The 20,469-nt window shown below is 71.3% G+C and carries 18 protein-coding genes; 3 read left to right on the forward strand and 15 right to left on the reverse strand.

All coding sequences use genetic code 11. From position 1 onward, the window contains the following. Positions 1-113 precede the first annotated feature (113 nt). Both ACFW9D_RS10055 and ACFW9D_RS10060 read right to left on the reverse strand, forming a co-directional pair. Positions 114-2,726 (reverse strand): ABC transporter permease/substrate binding protein, encoded by a 2,613-nt coding sequence (locus ACFW9D_RS10055; RefSeq protein ID WP_384619914.1) that lies wholly within the window; start codon positions 2,724-2,726, stop codon positions 114-116. Beyond that, positions 2,719-3,867: a glycine betaine/L-proline ABC transporter ATP-binding protein gene (locus ACFW9D_RS10060; RefSeq protein ID WP_384619917.1), complete on the reverse strand. Its 1,149-nt coding sequence runs from the start codon at positions 3,865-3,867 to the stop codon at positions 2,719-2,721. Before ACFW9D_RS10060 ends, ACFW9D_RS10055 begins: the two co-directional genes overlap by 8 nt. 248 nt (positions 3,868-4,115) lie before the next feature. On the opposite strand from ACFW9D_RS10060, the gene ACFW9D_RS10065 reads away from it, so the two are divergent. From ACFW9D_RS10065 to ACFW9D_RS10075, 3 genes are all read left to right on the forward strand, one after another. Then, complete coding sequence (locus ACFW9D_RS10065) at positions 4,116-5,066, forward strand: 5'-3' exonuclease H3TH domain-containing protein (RefSeq protein ID WP_384620009.1); 951 nt, start codon at positions 4,116-4,118, stop codon at positions 5,064-5,066. 51 nt (positions 5,067-5,117) lie between these two features. Next, positions 5,118-5,960 (forward strand): siderophore-interacting protein, encoded by an 843-nt coding sequence (locus ACFW9D_RS10070; protein ID WP_384619918.1) that lies wholly within the window; start codon positions 5,118-5,120, stop codon positions 5,958-5,960. Between the two features lie 371 nt (positions 5,961-6,331). Next, entirely contained in the window at positions 6,332-7,312 is a 981-nt protein-coding gene (locus tag ACFW9D_RS10075; protein WP_384619921.1) for an RluA family pseudouridine synthase, read from the forward strand. On the opposite strand, the gene ACFW9D_RS10080 is transcribed toward ACFW9D_RS10075, so the two are convergent. From ACFW9D_RS10080 to ACFW9D_RS10140, 13 genes are all read right to left on the reverse strand, one after another. Then, complete coding sequence (locus ACFW9D_RS10080; RefSeq protein WP_384619923.1) at positions 7,306-8,829, reverse strand: cytochrome P450; 1,524 nt, start codon at positions 8,827-8,829, stop codon at positions 7,306-7,308. The genes ACFW9D_RS10075 and ACFW9D_RS10080 overlap by 7 nt on opposite strands. A gap of 61 nt (positions 8,830-8,890) precedes the next feature. Further along, positions 8,891-9,541 carry an ATP/GTP-binding protein gene (locus ACFW9D_RS10085; protein WP_384619926.1) on the reverse strand — a complete coding sequence of 217 codons (651 nt, stop codon included), beginning with the start codon at positions 9,539-9,541 and terminating at the stop codon, positions 8,891-8,893. Next, positions 9,522-9,929 carry a DUF742 domain-containing protein gene (locus ACFW9D_RS10090; RefSeq protein WP_188339908.1) on the reverse strand — a complete coding sequence of 136 codons (408 nt, stop codon included), beginning with the start codon at positions 9,927-9,929 and terminating at the stop codon, positions 9,522-9,524. The genes ACFW9D_RS10085 and ACFW9D_RS10090 overlap by 20 nt, the downstream gene beginning before the upstream one ends. Next, positions 9,926-10,333: a roadblock/LC7 domain-containing protein gene (locus ACFW9D_RS10095; protein ID WP_188339907.1), complete on the reverse strand. Its 408-nt coding sequence runs from the start codon at positions 10,331-10,333 to the stop codon at positions 9,926-9,928. Before ACFW9D_RS10095 ends, ACFW9D_RS10090 begins: the two co-directional genes overlap by 4 nt. Then, entirely contained in the window at positions 10,330-11,934 is a 1,605-nt protein-coding gene (locus tag ACFW9D_RS10100; protein WP_188339906.1) for a sensor histidine kinase KdpD, read from the reverse strand. Before ACFW9D_RS10100 ends, ACFW9D_RS10095 begins: the two co-directional genes overlap by 4 nt. Before the next feature lie 355 nt (positions 11,935-12,289). Then, complete coding sequence (locus ACFW9D_RS10105; RefSeq protein WP_188339905.1) at positions 12,290-15,097, reverse strand: RNA helicase; 2,808 nt, start codon at positions 15,095-15,097, stop codon at positions 12,290-12,292. 82 nt (positions 15,098-15,179) lie between these two features. Continuing rightward, on the reverse strand, positions 15,180-16,067 hold the full coding sequence (locus tag ACFW9D_RS10110; RefSeq protein WP_188339904.1) for a diacylglycerol kinase: 888 nt from the start codon (positions 16,065-16,067) through the stop codon (positions 15,180-15,182). Between the two features lie 42 nt (positions 16,068-16,109). Then, positions 16,110-17,078, reverse strand: coding sequence for a twin-arginine translocase subunit TatC (tatC, locus tag ACFW9D_RS10115; RefSeq protein WP_188339903.1), 969 nt, complete (start codon positions 17,076-17,078; stop codon positions 16,110-16,112). 51 nt (positions 17,079-17,129) lie between these two features. Continuing rightward, a complete protein-coding gene (gene tatA, locus ACFW9D_RS10120) occupies positions 17,130-17,426 on the reverse strand; it encodes a Sec-independent protein translocase subunit TatA (protein ID WP_384619931.1) in 297 nt (98 codons plus the stop codon). A 282-nt stretch (positions 17,427-17,708) separates the two neighbouring features. Beyond that, a complete protein-coding gene (locus ACFW9D_RS10125; RefSeq protein ID WP_188339901.1) occupies positions 17,709-17,906 on the reverse strand; it encodes a hypothetical protein in 198 nt (65 codons plus the stop codon). Between the two features lie 9 nt (positions 17,907-17,915). Then, a complete protein-coding gene (locus tag ACFW9D_RS10130; protein WP_223206197.1) occupies positions 17,916-18,197 on the reverse strand; it encodes a phage terminase large subunit family protein in 282 nt (93 codons plus the stop codon). Positions 18,198-18,295: 98 nt separating this feature from the next. Further along, the gene (locus tag ACFW9D_RS10135) at positions 18,296-19,258 is read right to left on the reverse strand and encodes a YafY family protein (protein WP_188339900.1); all 963 of its coding nucleotides are present in this window, start codon (positions 19,256-19,258) and stop codon (positions 18,296-18,298) included. Between the two features lie 14 nt (positions 19,259-19,272). Continuing rightward, positions 19,273-20,226 (reverse strand): helix-turn-helix transcriptional regulator, encoded by a 954-nt coding sequence (locus ACFW9D_RS10140; RefSeq protein ID WP_384619934.1) that lies wholly within the window; start codon positions 20,224-20,226, stop codon positions 19,273-19,275. Positions 20,227-20,469: the final 243 nt, after the last annotated feature.

Here is a 20,469-nt window from a genome sequence, read left to right on the forward strand (position 1 = left end):
TGCGGGCGCCGCGCTGGGCGCGCGCGCGCGTCTCGGGCGGGGGCGCCGCGGCGCCGCGCGCGGGCGCGCCCCCCCCCCCCCCCCCACCCCTCGGGGAGACCCTGCGGACCAGGTCAGGAAGCGGTCATCCGCTCCGCGACGTCCTGGTGCTTCGTGAGCCAGGCGGCGACGGCCGCCTCCTCCTTGCCCTGACCGCGGTTCTTGATCTCGGCCTCCAGGGAGCCCAGTTCGTCCTCGCTCAGCTCGAAGTTCTTGAACCACTTCGTGAGCTGCGGGAACTTGTCGGGGAACTCCTTGTTGGCGATCGTCCGGATGGTGTTGCCCTCACCGAACTTCTTCTCCGGGTCGGCCAGCTTGGTCAGCTTGTACTCGCTGTAGGCCCAGTGCGGCGACCAGAGCACGACCGCGATCGGCTCCTTCTTGGCGTAGGACCGCTTGAGCTCGGCGAGCATCGCCGGCGTGGAGCCGTCGACGACCTTGTACTCCTTGTCCAGGCCGTAGCCCGGCAGCACGTCCTTCTTCAGGAGGTTCATCTCGCCGGTGCCCGGCTCGATGCCGATGATCTTCCCGTCGAAGGTCTTGCCCTTGCCCTTCAGGTCCGCGAGGGACTTGACGCCCTTCACGTACGAGGGGACGGCGACCTCCAGGGAGGTCGGGCTGTACCAGCTGCCCAGGTCGACCAGGTTCTTCTTGCTCTTGTCCCAGTAGTTCTTCTGCGCGTACGGCAGCCAGGCGTCGAAGTTGACGTCGAGGTCACCGCTGGCGAGGCCGGTGTAGACCGGGCCCACGTCCATCTGCTTCAGGTTCAGCTTGTAGCCGCGCTTCTCCAGGACGTTCTTCCAGAGGTACGTGACCGCGACGTCCTCGTCCCAGGGGAACCAGGCGACGTTCACCGGGTTCTTGGCCTCGGCGGGCGCCGACTGCTTCTCGACGGGAGCGAGCTTGTCGACCAGGCCCGGGTTCTGCTTCAGCCAGGTCTTGACGGCCTCCTGCTGCTTGCCCTTGCCGGTCGTGTTGATCTGCGCCTCGAGGCTCGTGAGCTGCTTCTCGTCGAGCTTGAAGTCCTTGAGCCACTTGCCGACCTCGGGGAACTCGCTGCCGAATCCCTTGCGCGCCAGCGTGTGGATGCCGTCGCCCTTGCCCCAGACGCCCTTCGGGTCCTTGAGCTTCTTGAGCTTGTAGTCGTTGTACGCCCAGTGCGGCGACCAGAGCGGGACGACGATCGGCTTCTTCTTGGCGTACGCGCGCTTCAGCTCGGCCAGCATCGCCGGCGTGGAGCTGTCGACGACCTTGTACTCCTTGTCGAGGCCGTAGGCCTTCAGCACCTTGCTCTTGAGCAGCGCCGACTCACCGGCGCTGGCCTCGATGCCGGTGACCTTGCCGCCGAAGAGGTCGCCCTTGCCCTTGAGGTCCGCGAGGGTGTTCACGTCCTTCATGTAGGCGGGCACGGTCAGCTCGAGGGAGGTCGGCCCGTACCAGGACCCGAGGTCCTCCAGGTCCTTGCCGTACTTCTTCCAGTACTCGGCGTGCGTGACCGGCAGCCAGGAGTCGGTCTGGAAGTCGATGCCGCCCTGCGCCAGCGAGGTGTAGAGCGGGCCGGCCTCGAACTGCTTGACGTCGACCTGGAAGCCGCGCTGCTCGAGGATCTCCTTCCACAGGAAGGTGGAGGCGACGCCCTCGTCCCACGGGATGTAGCCGATGGTGACCTTCTTGCCGTGGCCGACGTTCGTGGCGTCGCCGCCCGAGGCCGTCGAGGACGTGGAGCCGCCGAAGGCGCCCATGCCGCCGCCGACGAGCGCCAGGATCACCACACCGATCACGGCCACGGCCGGACGGGGGCGGTAGGACCAGATGTTCAGGCCGCGCGCGGCGCGCAGCTTGGCGAGGGCGCGGCGGCCGAGCGGGGACACCTGCTGGCCGAGCGCGCTGGTCATGCGGTCGAGGTAGATCGCCAGGATGACGATCGCGATGCCGGACTCGGCGCCCAGGCCGACGTTCAGCTGGCCGATGGCCGTGTTGACGTCGCCGCCGAGGCCGCCGGCGCCGACCATGCCCGCGATGGCGGCCATGGACAGGCCCAGCATGATGACCTGGTTGACACCGGCCATGATCGTGGGCAGGGCGAGCGGCAGCTGGACGCGGAGCAGGATGTTGCGCGGCGTGGTACCGAACGCCTCGGCCGCCTCGACGAGTTCCTGGTCGACCTGCCGGATGCCCAGCTCGGTCATGCGCACGCCCGGGGGCACGGCGAAGATCAGGGTCGCGACGATGCCGGCGGGGGCGCCGGAGCCGAAGAACAGGATGGCCGGGATCAGGTAGACCATCGCGGGCAGCGTCTGCATCAGGTCGAGGATCGGCCGGAACAGGCCGCTGACCCGGTTCGAGCGCGCCGCCCAGATGCCCAGGGGCACGCCGATGACCAGGGCGATCACCGTGGACACGAGGACCAGCGACATGGTGTCCATCGCGTGGTCCCACAGGCCCAGGTTGTCGATGAACCCGAGGCCGACGAACGTCAGCACTCCGGCCACGGTGCCGCGCAGCCAGAAGGCGACGACGGCGAAGATGCCCGCCATGATGAGCGCGGGGGGCGCCTGGAGGACGTCGGTGAGTCCGTTGTTGACGCCTTCGAAGCAGCTCTGGAAGAAGTCGAAGAGCCACGACATGTGGTGGAGCAGCCACTCCACGGCATCGTTGACCCAGTCGCCGAAGGGGATCTTAGGCATCGGCGTTCACCTTCTCCACGGGACCGTCTTCCTCGCCGCGCTGCGCCGGGACGGTGTCCTGCTTGACGAGGCCAGGGGCCACGTCGTCGTTCCCGGCGTCCGGGGCGCCGTCCTGCGCGGTGATCGTCTCGCCGAGCACGGCCAGCAGCCGGGCCCGGGTCACGACACCGGCGAGCTCGCCGTCCTCGCCGGTCACGGCGACGGCGACGCCGCTCGTCGAGCACGGCGTGAACAGGTCGATGATCGGGGTGCCGGCGGTGACCGTGGCCGGGGCGTCGGACGGGTCGTAGCCCTGCTCCGGCTCGCTCATGATGGCGCCGGCGGTGAGCACCCGGGCCCGGTCGACGTCCTGGGTGAAGGAGGCGACGTAGTCGTTGGCCGGCGTGACGAGGATGTCCTCGGCGGTGCCTATCTGGACGATGCGGCCGTCACGCATGACGGCGATGCGGTCGCCCAGACGCATGGCCTCGTTCAGGTCGTGGGTGATGAAGACGATCGTCTTCTTCAGGGTCTTCTGCAGTTCCAGGAGCTGGTCCTGCATGTCGCGCCGGATCAGCGGGTCGAGCGCGCTGAACGACTCGTCCATGAGGAGCAGGTCGGCGTCGGTGGCGAGCGCGCGGGCCAGGCCCACGCGCTGCTGCATGCCGCCGGACAGCTCGTCGGGGAAGGACTTCTCCCAGCCCTTGAGCCCGGCGAGTTCGAGCGCCTCGTGGGCCCGCTTCTCGCGCTCGGCGCGCGGGACGCCCTGCACCTCGAGCCCGTACGCCGCGTTCTCGAGGACGGAGCGGTGGGGGAACAGGGCGAAGTGCTGGAAGACCATGCTGATCTTCTTCGAGCGGACCTCGCGCAGCTCGCGGGGCGAGAGCTGCGTCAGGTCCTCCCCGTCGAAGCGGACGTGCCCGGCAGTGGGCTCCAAAAGTCCGTTCAGCATGCGCAGAAGGGTGGACTTGCCGGATCCCGACAGACCCATGACGACGAAGATCTGCCCGGGCTCGACGGTGAAGGACGCGTCGATCACGGCGGCAGTGGTGCCGTCGGCGCGCAGTTCCTCACGGTCGGCTCCGCGGCGGAGCTTCTCCACCGCCTCATCGGGTCGTCTGCCGAACACCTTGTACAGGTCTTCGGCTTCAAGCCTGGACACATACACCTCTCGGGTCGAACCAAGACGGCCCGCCTCCCCCGCCGGCGGGCCGTGGAGCGGCGCGGGGTCGGCCCGCTTGCCCGGACCCCCGACTTTCAGCCAGTAGTTGAAAGTGGGACCGGGTCCGCTCCGGCTCGTCGCCTGCCCCGGCTCATGCCGAGCAAACAGAAGAGTGGCCCAGTTCACACGCCATTCACCGCCGACCACGTTTACTGCACGACCGGTAAGTGTCAGTGGGGTGCGGCATGATGCGGAGGGTGACCCAGGACAACTCCGCATCCCCGCGCCTGATGCTGCTCGACACCGCGTCCCTGTACTTCCGGGCCTACTTCGGAGTGCCGGACTCCGTGAAGGCCCCGGACGGCACTCCGGTCAACGCGGTGCGCGGGCTGCTCGAATTCATCACCCGGCTCGTCCACGACCACCGCCCCACGCATCTGGTGGCGTGCATGGACGCGGACTGGCGCCCCCAGTGGCGCGTCGACCTCATCCCCTCCTACAAGGCGCACCGCGTCGCCGAGGAGACCCCCGCCGGCACGCCGGACGAGGAGGAGGTGCCCGACACGCTGTCGCCGCAGGTGCCGGTCATCGAGGACGTGCTCGACGCGGTGGGCATCGCGCGCGTGGGCGTGGCGGGCTACGAGGCGGACGACGTGATCGGCACGTACACGGCCCGCGCGAGCGGCCCCGTCGACATCGTCACGGGCGACCGCGACCTGTACCAGCTGGTGGACGACGAGCGGAAGCGCCGGGTGCTCTACCCGATCAAGGGTGTCGGCACCCTCCAGGTCACCGACGAGGCGTTCCTGCGCGAGAAGTACGCGGTGGACGGCCCCGGGTACGTGGACATGGCGCTGCTGCGCGGCGACCCGAGCGACGGGCTGCCGGGCGTGCCCGGGATCGGCGAGAAGACGGCCGCGAAGCTGCTCGCGCAGTTCGGCGACCTGGCCGGAATCATGGCCGCGGTCGACGACCCGGGGGCGAAGCTGACGCCGACGCAGCGCAAGCGGCTCGACGAGGCGCGGCCGTACATCGCGGTGGCCCCGAAGGTGGTGCGGGTCGCGGACGACGTGCCGCTGCCGGACGTGGACACGGCGCTGCCGCACGCTCCGCGCGACCCGGCCGCCGTGGAGGAGCTCGGCGCCCGCTGGGGTCTGGGCGGTTCGCTCCAGCGGCTCCTGGCCACGCTCGCCGGCTGAGGTGCTAACTTAGGCATACCTAAGTTCACGTTGCACCGAGGGAGACCGCACATGGCCGAGCGCCCCGCACGCCCGCCCCGCAAGGCCCGCTCCGCCCAGGTGGTGCGCGCCGAGCACATCACCCCGCACATGCGCCGGGTGGTCCTCGGCGGCGAGGGCCTCGCGGACTTCCCCGACGAGCTCCCGTACACCGACCACTACGTGAAGCTGCTCTTCGCCCCGGCGCCGGACGTGACCTACGCGGAGCCGTTCGACGTGGAGCGGATCCGCGCCGAGCTGCCGCGCGAGCAGTGGCCGGTGACGCGCACGTACACGGTGCGGGCCTGGGACCCGGCCGCGCGCGAGCTGACCCTCGACTTCGTGGTGCACGGCGACGAGGGGCTGGCCGGGCCGTGGGCGGTCGGCGTCGCGCCCGGCACGACGATCCACTTCATGGGTCCGGGCGGCGCCTACCGCCCGGACCTCACCGCCGACTGGCATCTGCTGGCCGGCGACGAGAGCGCCCTCCCGGCGATCGCCGCCGCCCTCGAAGCCCTCCCGGCCGGCACCCGGGCCCACGCCTTCATCGAGGTCGAGGGCCCGGAGGAGCAGCAGAAGATCGACTCCCCGGTCGAGATCACCTGGCTGCACCGCGCGGGCCGCCCCGTCGGCTCCCTCCTGGTCGAGGCGGTCACCGGCCTCGACTTCCCGGCCGGCCGCCCCCACGCCTTCGTCCACGGCGAGGCCGGCTTCGTGAAGGACCTCCGCCGCCACCTCCGCATCGACCGCGAGATCCCCCGCGAACACCTCTCGATCTCCGGCTACTGGCGCCTCGGCCACAACGAGGACGGCTGGCAGGCCTCGAAGCGCGACTGGAACGCCCAGGTAGAAGCCGAACAGGAACCCTCCGCCTGACCAGCAGCCCCCTGGGGCTTTCAGGGGCGCGGGGCTGTACCCGATCAGCGACTCCACCGCAGCGCGCAACCACGACACCCCTGGCGCACGCGCAGCGTGCGTTCAGGGGCGCGGGACCGTACCCGATCAGCGGCTCCGCCGCGGCGCGCAACCACAACACCCCCGGGGCACGCGAAGCGTGCCTTCAGGGGCGCGGGGAACTGCGCGACCAGCCACGACGAACCCGCACCCGGCGACGGACCACCAACCGGCAACGGCGCGGAACCGTACCCGATCAGCGACTCCACCGCGGCGCGCGACCAGCCACAACGAAACCCGCACCCGGCGACGCAAGATCCACCCCCGCGGCGCCAAGCCGTACCGTTACCCCGGTGACCCGCCGCAGACCCCGCACCCCCGCCCCGCCCCTCCCCCAGCGCGACGGGATCGACCCCGTCCACGTGAAGATGCCGGCCGAGGGCGACTGGCGCACCGTGCGGGACCACCTGACCGAGCGGCTCTCCGCCCACGCGGAGACGATCGACGCGATGATCGAGGCGGGCCGGATCGTCACGGCGGACGGCACCCCCATCGGAGCCGAGACCCCCTACACCCCCGGAGGGCACGTCTGGTTCCACCGCGACCTCCCGGCGGAGCCCCCCGTCCCGTTCCCGATCGAGATCGTGCACCGCGACGACCACCTGGTCATCGCCGACAAGCCCCACTTCCTGGCGACCACCCCCCGCGGCAGCCACATCAGGGAGACCGCGCTGGCGAGGCTGCGCCGGGACCTGGGCCTCCCCGGGCTGGGCCCGGCGCACCGGCTGGACCGCCTGACGGCCGGCCTCGTCCTGTTCGTCGTCCGCCCCGAGGACCGCGGCCGCTACCAGACCCTGTTCCGCGACCGCCTGGTCCGCAAGGAGTACGAGGCGATCGCCCCGTACGACCCGGCCGTCGAGCTCCCCGTCACCGTACGGAGCCGGATCGAGAAGGAGCGCGGGGTGCTCGCCGCGCAGGAGATCCCCGGCGGCGAGCCCAACGCGGAGAGCGACATCCGGCTCGTCGAGACGCGCGGCCCCCTCGGCCGCTACCGCCTCACCCCGCACACGGGCCGCACCCACCAGCTCCGTGTCCACATGAACCGCCTCGGGCTGCCGATCCTCGGCGACCCGATCTACCCGGAGATCGCCCCACTCACCGCCCCGGACGACTTCCGCCGCCCCCTCCAACTCCTCGCCCGCACCCTGGAGTTCAGGGACCCCGTGTCCGGCCGCGAGCTCCGCTTCACGAGCGGGCGGGAACTCGCGGCCTGGACCTCGTACGAGGACTGGGCGAGCGGCCGCGGCCCGGCCGCCCCCGGCACGGATCAGTAGCCGCGCCACCACCGCAGGAACCGCTGCCAGGCCCCGAGCCGCTCCCCCTGGGCCGGATCCTGCACCCCGGCCGGCGCCGGGGCGGCGGCCGGAGCGGGACCCGGCTGCGGCGGCACCATGGCGTCCGGCTGCCCCGGCCCGCCGGCGTGCCCCGGCGAGGACACCTGCCAGTCCGTGCGCTGCGGCGACGACATGCTCGGCACCGACACGACGTCCTGCTGCCCCCGCGGCGTGAACTCCACCGGCAGGGCCACGAGGTGCTGCGACAGGATCGTCGACCGCCACCTCAACTCCGACTCGGGCACGGCCAGTTCGGCATCCGGCAGCCGCATCAGGAACGCGTCGACGCCGATGTCGGCGATGGCGCGCCCGATGTCCTGACCGGGGCACTCGTGCGGGCCGCCGCCGAACGCGAGGTGTGAGCGGTTGCCCATCATGTGGGCGCCGGGTTCGGGCCGCACGACCGGGTCGGCGTTCCCCGGCTGGATGCCCATGATCAGACCGTCGCCGGCCCGGATGTGCTGCCCGCCGAGCTCGGTGTCGACCTTGGCGAAGTACCCGACCATCGCGCTGAACGGCGGCTCGTCCCACAGGGACTGCTCGACCGCCTCCGGCACGGTCATCTGCCCGCCGTTGAGCTGGGCCCGGAAGCGCGGGTCGGTGAGCACGACGCGCAGCACGTTGGCGATGAGGTTGGCCGTGGCCTCGTACGCGGCGATGAGCACGAGCCGCAGGTGCTGGCCGACCTCGTCGTCGGTGAGCCCGGCCGGGTCCGTGATCAGGGTGCTGGTGAAGTCGTCCTCGATGGGGTCGGCCCGGCGGCGCACCGCGAGTTCCATGAGGTGGCCCATGATGAACTCGTTGCTCGCGATGGCCGTCTCGGTGCCCTTGATCATGTCGCGGGCCGCCTGCACGAAGCGCTCGCTGTACGCCTCGGGCGCGCCGAGCAGGTCGAGCATCACCATCATCGGCAGATGCTCGGCGAACTCGCTGACGACCTCGCAGGTGCCGCGCTCGGAGAAGCGGTTGATGATGATCTGGGTCGACTTGTTGATGGTGCGGCGCAGGCTGCGGGCCTCGATCGTGGCGATGGCCGCGCTGACCGCGCCGCGCAGCCGCAGGTGCTCCGCGCCTTCGGCCATCGAGCAGATGGGCTGCCAGCTGAAGACGGGCGCGAGCGGGTGGGTCGGTTTGACCGTGCCGTTCTTCAGGGCCGTCCAGCCCCGCGCGTCGCGGTTGTACTGGGAGGTGCTGCGGACCATGTGCAGGTTCTCGCCGTGGCCGAGGACCGCCCACATGCGGACGTCGTCGTGGATGAGCACGGGTGCGACGGGGCCGTGCTCGGCGCGGAGTTTCTCGTACACGCCCGCGAGGTCCTCGTCGGCCTCGGGGCCGTACAGCCTGCGCAGTCCGTCCGGGCCGAGCGCGTGCGCGGGGCAGCCGGGCGGCGGCGCGAGCAAGGGGTCTCCCAGGGCGTCGTACGCGTGCGGCTGGGAGGGCTGGGAGGGAGGCGTCACGGTGATCGCTCCGGTGGTGTGGTCAGCTGGGTGAGTCGGGACGGGCGGGGTGTCGCGGGGCTCAGGCGCGGGCCAGCGCCATCTCGTGCAGATAGCGCATCAGCGTCATCAGGACGTCGCGGCTGGAGGCCCGGCGGCGCGCGTCGCACTCGATGATCGGGACGTCCGGGTCGAGGTCGAGCGCGTTGCGCAGTTCCTCCGTGGGGTAGCGCGGGCCGTCCGGGAAGGCGTTGTTGGCGATGACGAACGGCACGCCGCGCTCCTCCAGGCGCCCGATCACGTCGAAGCTGACCTCGAGACGGCGGGTGTCGATGAGCACGACGGCGCCGAGGGCGCCCTCGAACAGGCCGTTCCACAGGAACCAGAAGCGTTCCTGGCCCGGAGTCCCGAAGAGGTACAGGACCAGCTCGTCGGTGATGCTGATGCGGCCGAAGTCCATGGCCACGGTGGTGGCGGTCTTGGTCTCCGAGCCGTAGTTGTCGTCGACGCCGATGCCGGCCTGCGTCATGGTCTCTTCGGTGGTGAGCGGCCGGATCTCGCTGACGGAGCCCACCATGGTGGTCTTGCCGACGCCGAACCCGCCGACGATCACGATCTTGACGGCCGAGGTGACCGTGTCGGGCATCCGGTCCTCGGCCCGCGGACCGGGGATGTGCAGGCTCCCGACGGCGGTCTCCGTCCCGGCCGTGCTGTCAGAGCTTCTGTAGTCCATGCATCACCGCTTCGAGGAGGGAACGGTCGGCCACGGCGCCCCGGATGACGGGCGCGCGCGCCTGGACCAGTTCGGCCGCGAGGAGTTCGCCGAGCAGCACGGTGACCACGCTGAACGGCAGGTTGAGGTAGGCCGAGATCTCGGCCGTGGAGAGGGGATTGCGGCACATCCGTAAGACGGCGGCCTGTTCGGGCGGGGCCGTCGGGGGCGGTTCGGCGCGCGCCACGATCAGGGTGACCAGATCGAGGGGCGCCCGCTCCGTGCCGTCGGTGCCGCCGGTGATCACGTACAGCCGCTCCGGATCGCGCTCTTTCGCGTCCGAGCCGGGGCGGCGCTCGCGCTGGGGCGGCTCTTCCCGGAAGGGGGGGTCGGGGGGGCGGAGAGTCATACAGTCTGGCCGTTGCGTCGGGGCGGGCTGGTCAGGTGGGCGCCGATCCGGATGACGAGGTCGCGCATCTGGTGGCTGATCATTCCGGCGTCGACGAACTGGTCGGCGAGGACGGCGAGATAGGCGCCCTTGCCGGCCGCCATCAGATAGAAGAAGCCGCCGTCGACCTCGATGATGACCATGTTCATCTTGCCGCTGCTGTCGGGGATCTCCGTGGCGACGGCGGAGGCGAGCGACTGGAGTCCCGCGCAGGCGGCGGCGATCCGGTCGGCCGCGTCGGGGTCTCCGCCGTACCGGGCGATGCGCAGGCCGTCCGCGGAGAGCACCACTACCTGGCGCACGTTGGAGACGCTCTCGGCGAGCTCCTTGAGCATCCAGTCGAAGTTGGCCCTTTGCTGGATCACTGGTGGTCTCCCTCTTCGGCCTGCTGGTTGTACGCGTCGTCGTGCGGCTTGTCCGCTCCGGCCCCGTCCGGGCCGTCGGGCTTGAGCCCGTTCATGAACGCCTCGACCCACAGGCCCGGTTCGGGCTGCGCGGGCCGCTCGTGCTCCGGCTGGGCCGGGGGCAGCGGGGCGGCCGCCGCGGGGGCGGGCATGGACAGATCGGGGTGGCGCGGGGTGACGATGATCTGGTTGTCGATGACCTTGGTGTCGACCTTGCGCCGGCGCTGCGGGAGCCCGTTGGCCCGCCATTCGGTGACCACGGGGACGTCGTCCTCCATCGCGACGAGCGGGGCGGAGGGGCGCGGTCCTGTGGTGGGGCGACGCGTCTTCTTCAGCCGCGGCTCTTCCTTGACCGGTACGCCGTTGTGGTCGACGCGGGGCACGGCGCTGGCGCCGATGCCGTGGGCGCGGCCGGGCGCGGGTCCGGAGCTCATCATCTCGCGGGGCACGATCAGTACGGCGCGCACGCCGCCGTACGCGGACTGGCGCAGCGAGATCTTCATGTCGTACATGGCGCAGAGCCGGCCGACGATGGCGAGGCCGAGGCGGGGGCTCTCGCCCAGGTCGTTCAGGTCGTAGCCGGCCTGGGCGCGCTCCAGCATCCGCTCGACGCGGGCGCGCTGCTCCTCGCCGAGGCTGACGCCGCCGTCCTCGATCTCGATGGCGATGCCGGTCTGCACCTCGACGGCGGTGACGTGCACGCGGGTCTGCGGCGGCGAGTAGCGCGTCGCGTTGTCGAGGAGTTCGGCGCAGGCGTGGATGAGGGGTTCGACGTGGATGCCCTTGATGGCGACGTCGCAGATGGCGTGCAGGTCGATGCGCGGGTACTCGAGGATGCGCGACATGGCGCCGCGCAGCACGCTGTAGAGCTTGACGGGCTTGGGCCACTGGCGGCCGGGCCGGGCGCCGCCGAGGACGGTGACGGAGTCGGCGAGGCGGCCGATCAGGGCGGTGCCGTGGTCGATGCGCAGGAGGTCGTCGAAGACCTCGGGGTTGCGGCCGTGGTCCTCTTCCATCTCGCGCAGTTCCTGGGACTGCTTGTGCACGATGGCCTGGACGCGGCGGGCGACGGAGACGAAGGAGCGCTGCGCGCCGTCGCGGAAGGCGGCCTCGCGGTCGATCTCCTTCAGGCAGCGGTAGAGCAGTTCGCGCTCGCCGCGCGTGACGTCGCGGAAGGCCGCCTCGGAGTCGCAGGTGTCGCGGACCGCGTCGCGCGGGTTGGCGCCCTTGCGCATGCGGTAGAGGGCGTGCGGCAGGACTTCCTTGGCGACGCGCATCGTGAGCTGCTCGTGGCCGTCGACCCGGGCTTCCAGCTCGGCGACGTGCTGGGCGTACTGGGCGCGCAGGCCCTTGAGGATGCGGCCGCGGCGGACGGCCTCGGCGGCCACGGCGACGACGAGGAGCGTGCCGAGGGCGCCGCACAGGGCGACCGCGAGACGGGCGGGCTGCGTGACCACGGCGACGGCTGCTCCGGTGGCGGCCGCCATGACCATGGCGGGCAGCAACAGCACGCGTGTGTAGGGGACTTCTCGGCCACCGGGAGGCGATTGAACACTCACCATGTATGCCCTCTAAAAACAATCGGGTCGGGGAATTCGCGGTGGTCCGTCGCACTTCGTACCGGGGCTCGACGCGAACCATCCACGCATAGGGGAACAAGCGCCCGAATCCATCTCAACTCGGTGCGCTGCGGGCGAGCTTAGTCCGACCGGATCATCGCCGAGTCATATTCAGCAAGGCCCTGCACGGACCCCCCTGCCGGGCATACACTCGCTCCCATTTGCACGCTCCGCTCAGATTCGAACGCATGGAGTGATCACGTCCGGGTACGCGAATCCGGGCCGCTCCTGCCGCCGCCCGCCGGGCACGCGAAAGGGCGCCGCCCCTGCGGACGGCGCCCTTCTGACGGAGCGTCGGCTAGCCGACGGAGGAGTACGCGACGACGCCGCGCAGCAGTCCGTCGACGGCCTTGCGCGCGTTCTTCGCGACCGTGGAGCCCTCCTTGGGGGCGGCCGCGGCGATCTGCCCGAGCACGTCGATGACCTGCTTGCACCAGCGTACGAAGTCGCCCGCGGGCATCTCCGCCTCGCGCAGCACCTCGTCGAGCCCCTTGCCGGAGGCCCACTCGTACGCGGCCCAGGCGAAGCCGAGATCGGGCTCGCGCTGACCGACGCCCTCGGTCTGGCTGATCCGGAAGTCCTCCTCGAGCGCGTCGAGCCGGCCCCAGATGCGGACCATCTCGCCGAGCGCGGCCTTGGCCCGGCCCGAGGGCAGCTTCGGGGCGAGCGCGTCGTCGCCGACCCGCGCCTCGAACACCAACGCCGAGACGCACGCCGCCAGTTCGGCCGGGTCCAGGCCCTCCCAGACGCCGTCGCGCAGGCACTCGCTCGCCAGCAGGTCCAGCTCGCCGTAGAGCCGGGCGAGCCGCTTGCCGTGCTCGGTGACCTCGTCGCCGCGCAGATAGTCCATCTCGGTCAGCAGCTTGACGATGCGGTCGAAGGTGCGGGCGATCGTGTTCGTCCGGCCCTCGATGCGGCGCTCCAGCTGCGCGGTGTCCCGCTTGAGCCGGTGGTAGCGCTCGGCCCAGCGCGCGTGGTCCTCGCGCTCGGCGCAGCCGTGGCACGGGTGGGCGCGCAGCTCGGCGCGGAGCCGGGCGATCTCGCGGTCGTCCGCCGCGGCCGAGCGGCTCTTCCTGTGCCGGTCGGGCACGATGTGGCCGGCCTTGGTGCGCAGCGCCGACGCGAGGTCGCGCCGGGACTGCGGCGAGCGCGGGTTGAACGACTTCGGGATGCGCATCCGCTCCAGCGCCTCGACCGGCACCGGGAAGTCGATCGACGCGAGCCGCTTGACCTGCCGCTCGGCGGTGAGCACCAGCGGGCGGGGGCCGTCGTGGGACTCGAAGCCGCGGTGCCCGTTGGACCGGCCCGCGGACAGGCCGGGGTCCAGGACGAGCGCGAGGCCCGCGAACTTGCCGGTCGGCACATGGATCACGTCGCCCGGCTTGAGCTTCTCCAGGGCGGCGGCGGCCTGGGCCCGGCGCTGGGCGGCGCCCTGCTTGGCCAGCTCCGTCTCACGGTCCTTCAGCTCGCGGCGCAGACGCGCGTACTCGTCGAAGTTCCCGAGGTGACAGGTCATGGACTCCTTGTAGCCCTCGAGCCCCTCCTCGTTCTTCTGCACCTGGCGCGAGATGCCGACCACCGACTTGTCCGCCTGGAACTGGGCGAAGGAGGTCTCCAGCAGCTCGCGCGAGCGGTGCCGCCCGAACTGCTCCACCAGGTTCACCGCCATGTTGTACGACGGCTTGAAGCTGGAGCGGAGCGGGTACGTGCGCGTGCCCGCGAGTCCGGCCAGATGCTCGGGGCTGAAACCGCGCTGCCACAGCACGACGGCGTGGCCCTCGACATCGATGCCGCGGCGCCCGGCGCGGCCGGTCAGCTGCGTGTACTCGCCCGGGGTGATGTCGGCGTGCTGCTCCCCGTTCCACTTGACGAGCTTCTCCAGGACGACGGAGCGGGCCGGCATGTTGATGCCCAGCGCCAGCGTCTCGGTCGCGAAGACCGCCTTGACCAGGCCCTTGACGAAGAGCTCCTCGACGACCTCCTTGAAGGTCGGCAGCATGCCCGCGTGGTGGGCGGCGATGCCGCGCTCGAGGCCCTCCAGCCACTCGTAGTAGCCGAGGACGTGCAGGTCCTCGTCGGGGATGGACGCCGTGCGCTCCTCGACGATCTGCCGGACCTTGGCCCGGGCCTCCTCGTCGTTCAGCCTGAGGCCCGCGTACAGGCACTGCTGGACGGCCGCCTCGCAGGCGGCGCGGCTGAAGATGAACGTGATGGCGGGCAGCAGTCCCTCGGCGTCGAGCCGGTCGATCACCTCGGGGCGGCCCGGCGTCCAGATCCTGGAGCGCTGGCGGCGCTCGCGCTCACGGTCCGCCTCGCGCATGGCGCGCCCGCGCCTGCGGTCCTGGTAGGACGGCCGGCTCGCCTCCATGCGGGCCATCCGCGTCAGGTCCGGGTTGACCGCCTTCTTGTGGCCCTCGCCCTCCTCGAAGAGGTCGTACATGCGGCGGCCGGCGAGCACGTGCTGGAACAGCGGGACGGGCCGGTGCTCGGAGACGATCACCTCGGTGTCGCCGCGCACGGTGTCCAGCCAGTCGCCGAACTCCTCCGCGTTCGACACCGTCGCCGAGAGGGAGACCAGGGTCACCGACTCCTGGAGGTGGATGATCACCTCTTCCCAGACGGCGCCGCGGAAGCGGTCGGAGAGGTAGTGCACCTCGTCCATGACCACGTAGCCGAGGTTGATCAGCGAGCGGGAGCCCGCGTACAGCATGTTCCGCAGGACCTCGGTGGTCATGACGACGATCGGCGCGTCGCTGTTCACACTGTTGTCGCCGGTCAGCAGGCCGACCTTGTCGGAGCCGTAGCGCTTGGCGAGGTCCTGGTACTTCTGGTTCGACAGCGCCTTGATCGGCGTCGTGTAGAAGCATTTCTTGCCCTGGAGAAGGGCGAGGTGCACGGCGAACTCGCCGACGATCGTCTTGCCGGAGCCGGTGGGCGCCGCCACCAGGACGCCCTTGCCCGCCTCCAGCGCCTGGCAGGCCTCGATCTGGAAGGGGTCGAGACCGAAGTCGTACATCTCGCGGAAGGACGCGAGCGCGGTGGCCTGCTCGGCGGCCCGCTTACGGGAAGCCGCGTACCGCTCGGCCGGTGAGAGGTCCTCTGTCATCGTGCTTTCGAGCCTACCGGCCGCCACTGACATCGGACGATCATTATCCGCTAAGCACTCGGACGCCGACCGCCGGCGGGCCTCAGACCAGCACGCGAACGGCCGCCGGGACACACTCGGCGACCTGAGGCAGGGCCCCCACCGGCTCCCCGTCCGCGTACGCCGTGATGTCGGGCGCGGCGAGCTCGACGCGGCGCGCGCGGTACACGGTGACCTTGGGGTGGGTCAGATGGGTGCCCTTGTAGACGCGCGGGAAGACACGCAGCAGGGTGGTGCGCGAGCAGTCCCCCACGACGGTCACGTCGAAGAGCCCGTCGTCCATCTCGGCGTCGGCGCATATCCGCATGCCGCCTCCGTAGGACGTGCCGTTGCCGACGGCGACCAGGGTGGCGGCCACCTCGCGCGCGGAGCCGTCGTCGAGCGTGAGACGGAAGGGCACCGGCTTGAAGGCGGCCAGTTCCAGGGCGATCGCCAGGTCGTACTTGAAGCGGCCGAGCGGCAGCCGCATCCGGTTGCCGCGGTCGTTGACGCGGGAGTCGAAGCCGGAGGCGAGGACGGTGCCGAACCAGTGGTCGCCGATCCGCCCCAGGTCGACCTCGCGGATCCGTTCCCCCTTGAGCGCCTCGGCGACGAGCGCGCCGGCCGCCGCCGGATCGCGGACGGGCAGTCCGAGAGCGCGCGCGAAGTCGTTGCCGGTGCCGACGGCGACGATGCCGAGCGGGGTGCGGGTGCCGGCGACGGCCTGCAGGGCGAGGTTCACGAGCCCGTCGCCGCCGACGGCCACGAGGGCGCCCGTGCCCTCGGCCACGGCGGCACGCGCGCGTGCGAGGGCGTCGGTGGCGTCCTCCCCGATGACCGTGCGCACGGAGAATCCGGCGGCCCGCAACGCGGAAGCGGCCGGCTGCGCAGCGTGTGCGCCCCGGCCGCGTCCCGCGGTGGGATTGACGAAGAGGGTGATGTCGCTGCTCACGGCCGGACCCTAGCAAGTGCCCTGCCGCGAACCGCGGTTACCTCAGGTCACATCGTCGTAACCGTTGATCCGGTCCTGCTCGCCGGTGGACTGCTCGGGCACCGAGCGGCTGGCGCTCACCGTCTCGACCTCGCCGATCTCCTCGGGTGTGAGGTCGAGCTCGGACGCCTCGTCGTCATCGGGGCCCGCCGCCTCGATGAGCCGCTTGCGCCGGTCGTTCAGGAGCGAGAAGCCGGTCGCGGCGAAGTAGAGCACCCAGATCGGTCCCGCGAGGGCGAGCATCGTCAGCGGGTCGGTGCTGGGCGTGGCCACCGCCGCGAAGACGGTGATGCCCATGATCATGCCGCGCCACCAGCCGAGCATCTTCCTGCCGCTGAGCACGCCGGTGAGGTTGAGCATGACCAGGAGCAGCGGCAGCTCGAAGGAGAGGCCGAAGACGATCACCATGCGGGTGATCAGGTCCAGCAGGTCGTCGAGCGGCAGCTGGTTGTCGATGTTCGCCGGCGAGAAGTCGAGCAGCACCCGCGCCATCGTCGGCAGGGTCTTGTACGCGAAGAACGCGCCGCCGAGGAACAGCGGAACGCCGGTGGCCACGAAGGCGGTCGCGTACTTCTTCTCGTGCTTGTGCAGGCCGGGGGCGACGAAGCCCCACAGCTGGTAGAGCCAGACCGGCGACGCGCCGATCACACCGGCCATGAGGGAGACCTTCAGGGCGAGCGTGAAGGGCGTGATCAGGCCGTTGAGCACGATGCGGGCGCACTGCTCGTTGGCGTCCTTGTTGTCCGCCGCCTTGGCCGTCAGTTCGGCGAAGGTCTTGTCGCAGCCGACCGACTCGAGGACCGGGTTCGTGAAGAACTCGATGATGTCCTTGTAGTAGAAGGCGGCGACGATCGTGACGACGAGGATGGCCAGGACGGCCTTCCCGAGTCGGTTGCGAAGCTCACGCAGGTGCTCCGCGAGCGGCATCCGCCCCTCGGGGTCCTTCTCCTGTTTGCGGGCAGACTTGAGCAACCCACGTCCTCATCTCGTGCGACAGGCCGCCGCTACCGGGGCGGCCTTGGATCAGCTCTGCGTCGTCTGGTTCGTCTGCTCGGTCACAGGACGCGAGCTGCTCACATCGCCGGGAGCGGCCTGGATGGTGCGCTGGGCCGGAGGCTGCTCGCCCGTCTTCGGCGGGTCGGACGGAGCGGCATCCTTGTTGCCACCCTCGCTCTTCATGGCCTTCGCCTCGCTCTTGAGGATGCGGGCGGACTTGCCGAGCGAGCGCGCCATGTCCGGAAGCTTCTTCGCGCCGAACAGGAGGAGGATGACCACGAGCAGGATGATCAACTCGGGGGCGCCGATCTTTCCACCGAACATATGCGTTTACCTTCTCACTGAGGCGGCAGGGGCGGGGCTGCCGGTACCGGCCGGACTTCGGACTGTTGTCCGACCACCGTGCTGGCAGCGATCGTATCCCGTGGGGGTGAACACGGGGCAATCCCCGTGCGTACTCCCGCTTGCGGCCCGCGCCTCGCTCCCAGGCCGCGTAAAGGAGCGTACCCGGCGGACCCCACGGACCGACAGGCCGCGGGGGTAAAGCGCTTTCCATCGCCGCTTCGGGCGCAGGTCCGCGTCCGCACCGGGACGCGCGACACGCTGTCAGACCGCGTCGCCGCCGGCCTTCGCGACACTCACGGCGGCGCGCTCCAGCTCTTCGGCCGCGCTGTTGATCCGCCGTGTCGTGTCGGCGACTTGGCGGCTCAGGCGCTGCGCCTCGACGAACACCCTCACCGCGAGAACCGCCAGGACGGCGAGTCCCACGAACCCCACGGCCACCGCCAGCATCGCCCAGAACATGCGCCGAGCCTAGACGGTCTGGTGGAGGCGCAGGGTGCGCACCCCGCCGCCGGTGAGGAGTTCGACGATGCGCTCACCGGCCGGCTTGCGCACGGAGCTGGCGCACTCGGGGCAGGTGAAGGAGTAGAAGGTGGTGCGGCGGCTGCCGCCGATCACCAAGCGGAGCGCGGACGCGGCGAGTTCGAAGCGGGCCCGGCAGTGCGGGCAGGCGGCCTTGAAGACCACGGGCGCCGGGATCCCCGCCACGGCGGATATTCCGGAGACGCCCATCAGTCCGGTCGCTCCACCCATGTCGCCCACCTCACACCCTTCTCTTACCTGCCACCCGGAGCACCGCGTGTCGTCCCGCGCCTCACTCGCCGCCCAAATCGCCGCACATGCGGCGAATGTCACAACTCGTACGCTGCGAGGGCCTCCCGGGCCGCGTCGCGCGCGCTGTCGGCCAGGTCGGCGGGGGCGACGATGTGCCCGTCGCCGCCGAGCCGCAGCGCGAGCCGGCGCAGCGAGGACGGGTCGGGGGTGCGCAGCGTGATCCGCAGCCCGCCGTCGGGCAGCTCCTCGGCGCTGTCGTGCGGGTAGTACTCGGCGACCCAGCGCCCGCCGGGGCCGACCTCGACGACGACCTCGGGGTCCTCGGCGGCGGGCTGCACGAGCGCCTCGGACAGGTCGCGCAGTTCGATCTCCGGCGGGGCCGAGGCCTCGTCGAGGACGCGGATCTCGGCGACCCGGTCGAGCCGGAAGGTGCGCCGCGCCTCGGAGCGACGGCACCACGCCTCCACGTAGGTGTGCCCGACGCTGACGAGCCGGATCGGGTCGATCTCGCGCTCGGTGACCTCGTCGCGGGCGGGCGAGTAGTAGCGGATCCACAGCCGGCGCCGCTCGGAGATCGCCCGGTCCACGTCGGCGAAGACGCCGCCCTCGGACTCGAAGGTCACGTTCAGCCGGGCGCTGGCGCCGGCCATCTCGCCGGCGGCGGTCTCCAGCTTGGCGGTCGCCCGCAGCAGCGCGAGCCGGTCGCTCTCGCGCAGGCCCGGGAGCGTCGCGACGGCGCGCGCGGCGACGAGCAGCGCGGTGGCCTCGTCGGAGGCGATGCGCAGCGGCTCGGCGGCCTCCGCCGACAGGGCGGCCGGGTTGTGCCACCAGATGCGGTCGCCGTCGGTGTCGATGTCGAGCAGGTCGCCGCCGCGGAAGCTGGTGCCGCACAGGGGCAGCACGTCGAGGTCCGAGATCAGCTCGTCCTCGGTGATGCCGAAGGCCCGCGCGACGTCGCTGACGTGGGCGCCGGGGCGCTCGCGCAGATACGTCACCAGGGAGAGCATCCGCCGGGTCTGGTCGATGGCGTTGGCAGCCATGGTCGTACGTCCCCTCAGCCCTTGGCCACGGCGCGCAGCCGCTCCACCACGTCGGCCCGCAGTTCGGCGGGCTCGAGCACGACCACGTCGGGGCCGAACTCCACGAGCCAGGCGTCGAGCCCGTGCCCGTACGGGATCTCCACCTCGTCCCAGCCGTCGCCCAGGTCGCGTACGGAGACGGCCTTGGCGCGCAGCGGGTAGCCGGCGCCGGCGCGCAGGCGGATCAGGGCGGAGCGGTCGGCGGTCTCGCCGGCCCAGCTCGCGACGGTCTCGCGCACGGTCACCACGTCCGGTACGGGCGCCTTGAAGCGGCCCGCGCGGGAGCGGACCTTGCCGGTGATCCGGGAGAGGCGGAAGACGCGCTCGGCCTCCCGGTCCCGGTCCCAGCCGGCCAGGTACCAGTGGCCGCGCCAGCACTCCAGGGCCCAGGGCTCGACCTGGCGCTGCTCGGGGCGGGGGGCGTTGGCCTTGCGGTAGTCGAAGACGACGGGGCGGCGGTCGCGGCAGGCCAGCATCAGGGGCTCGAAGGACGCCTCGCGCACCGGGATCCGGGGCTCGAGCGCACCGTGCGGCTCGTACGGGTCCACGTCCTCGGGCATGCCGGCGGCGCGCAGCTTCTGCAGGGCGCCGCTGGCGGCGCCGGCGAGGCGGGCCTGCTGCCACACCTTGGCGGCGAGGCCGAGGGCCGCTGCCTCCTCGGCGTCGAGGGCGATGGGCGGCAGCCGGTTGCTGTCGCGGCGGGCCTGGTAGCCGATCTCGCCGTCCAGGTTCTCCACGGTCTCGATGACCAGGCCCAGCTCGCGCAGATCGTCCTTGTCGCGCTCGAACATGCGGTTGAAGGAGTCGTCGCTGCCCGCCTCCAGGTAGGCCTCGATGGAGCTCCGCAGCTCCCGCTTGCTGAGCGGTCGGCGCGTCCCGAGCAGACACAGCGCCAGATTCATCAGCCGCTCGGCCTTGGCAATGGCCATCGACGCCCTTTCGTCCCCGGAGGCTCCCCGCGCGCTCCCTCAGTGCTCCCGATCGTCGACCGTACCGCCCCGGGGTGTCGCGGCAAAAGCCAGGGGCAAAGCCGAGGCAAAGCGGCGGCCCGCCGGTGGAAAGGCGGAAGGGGCCCCGGCGGCCCGCCCGCGGGCGGCTCGCCCGCGGGGGGGGCCGCGCGCGGGCCCGCCGACGCCGCCCCCGGGGGACTCGACAATAATCGAGACGCCCCG

It is taken from the genome of Streptomyces sp. NPDC059524, from assembly GCF_042749255.1.
GTDB lineage: Bacteria > Actinomycetota > Actinomycetes > Streptomycetales > Streptomycetaceae > Streptomyces > Streptomyces xanthii.

Excerpts from the sequence above, each read along its gene's own strand:
- ACFW9D_RS10055 (WP_384619914.1), bottom strand. The coding sequence starts at position 2,726 with ATGCCTAAGATCCCCTTCGGCGACTGGGTCAACGATGCCGTGGAGTGG.
- ACFW9D_RS10065 (WP_384620009.1), top strand. The coding sequence starts at position 4,116 with ATGCGGAGGGTGACCCAGGACAACTCCGCATCCCCGCGCCTGATGCTG.
- ACFW9D_RS10070 (WP_384619918.1), top strand. The coding sequence starts at position 5,118 with ATGGCCGAGCGCCCCGCACGCCCGCCCCGCAAGGCCCGCTCCGCCCAG.
- ACFW9D_RS10085 (WP_384619926.1), bottom strand. The coding sequence starts at position 9,541 with ATGGACTACAGAAGCTCTGACAGCACGGCCGGGACGGAGACCGCCGTC.
- ACFW9D_RS10090 (WP_188339908.1), bottom strand. The coding sequence starts at position 9,929 with ATGACTCTCCGCCCCCCCGACCCCCCCTTCCGGGAAGAGCCGCCCCAG.
- ACFW9D_RS10100 (WP_188339906.1), bottom strand. The coding sequence starts at position 11,934 with ATGGTGAGTGTTCAATCGCCTCCCGGTGGCCGAGAAGTCCCCTACACA.
- ACFW9D_RS10105 (WP_188339905.1), bottom strand. The coding sequence starts at position 15,097 with ATGACAGAGGACCTCTCACCGGCCGAGCGGTACGCGGCTTCCCGTAAG.
- tatA (WP_384619931.1), bottom strand. The coding sequence starts at position 17,426 with ATGTTCGGTGGAAAGATCGGCGCCCCCGAGTTGATCATCCTGCTCGTG.
- ACFW9D_RS10125 (WP_188339901.1), bottom strand. The coding sequence starts at position 17,906 with ATGTTCTGGGCGATGCTGGCGGTGGCCGTGGGGTTCGTGGGACTCGCC.
- ACFW9D_RS10130 (WP_223206197.1), bottom strand. The coding sequence starts at position 18,197 with ATGGGTGGAGCGACCGGACTGATGGGCGTCTCCGGAATATCCGCCGTG.
- ACFW9D_RS10135 (WP_188339900.1), bottom strand. The coding sequence starts at position 19,258 with ATGGCTGCCAACGCCATCGACCAGACCCGGCGGATGCTCTCCCTGGTG.
- ACFW9D_RS10140 (WP_384619934.1), bottom strand. The coding sequence starts at position 20,226 with ATGGCCATTGCCAAGGCCGAGCGGCTGATGAATCTGGCGCTGTGTCTG.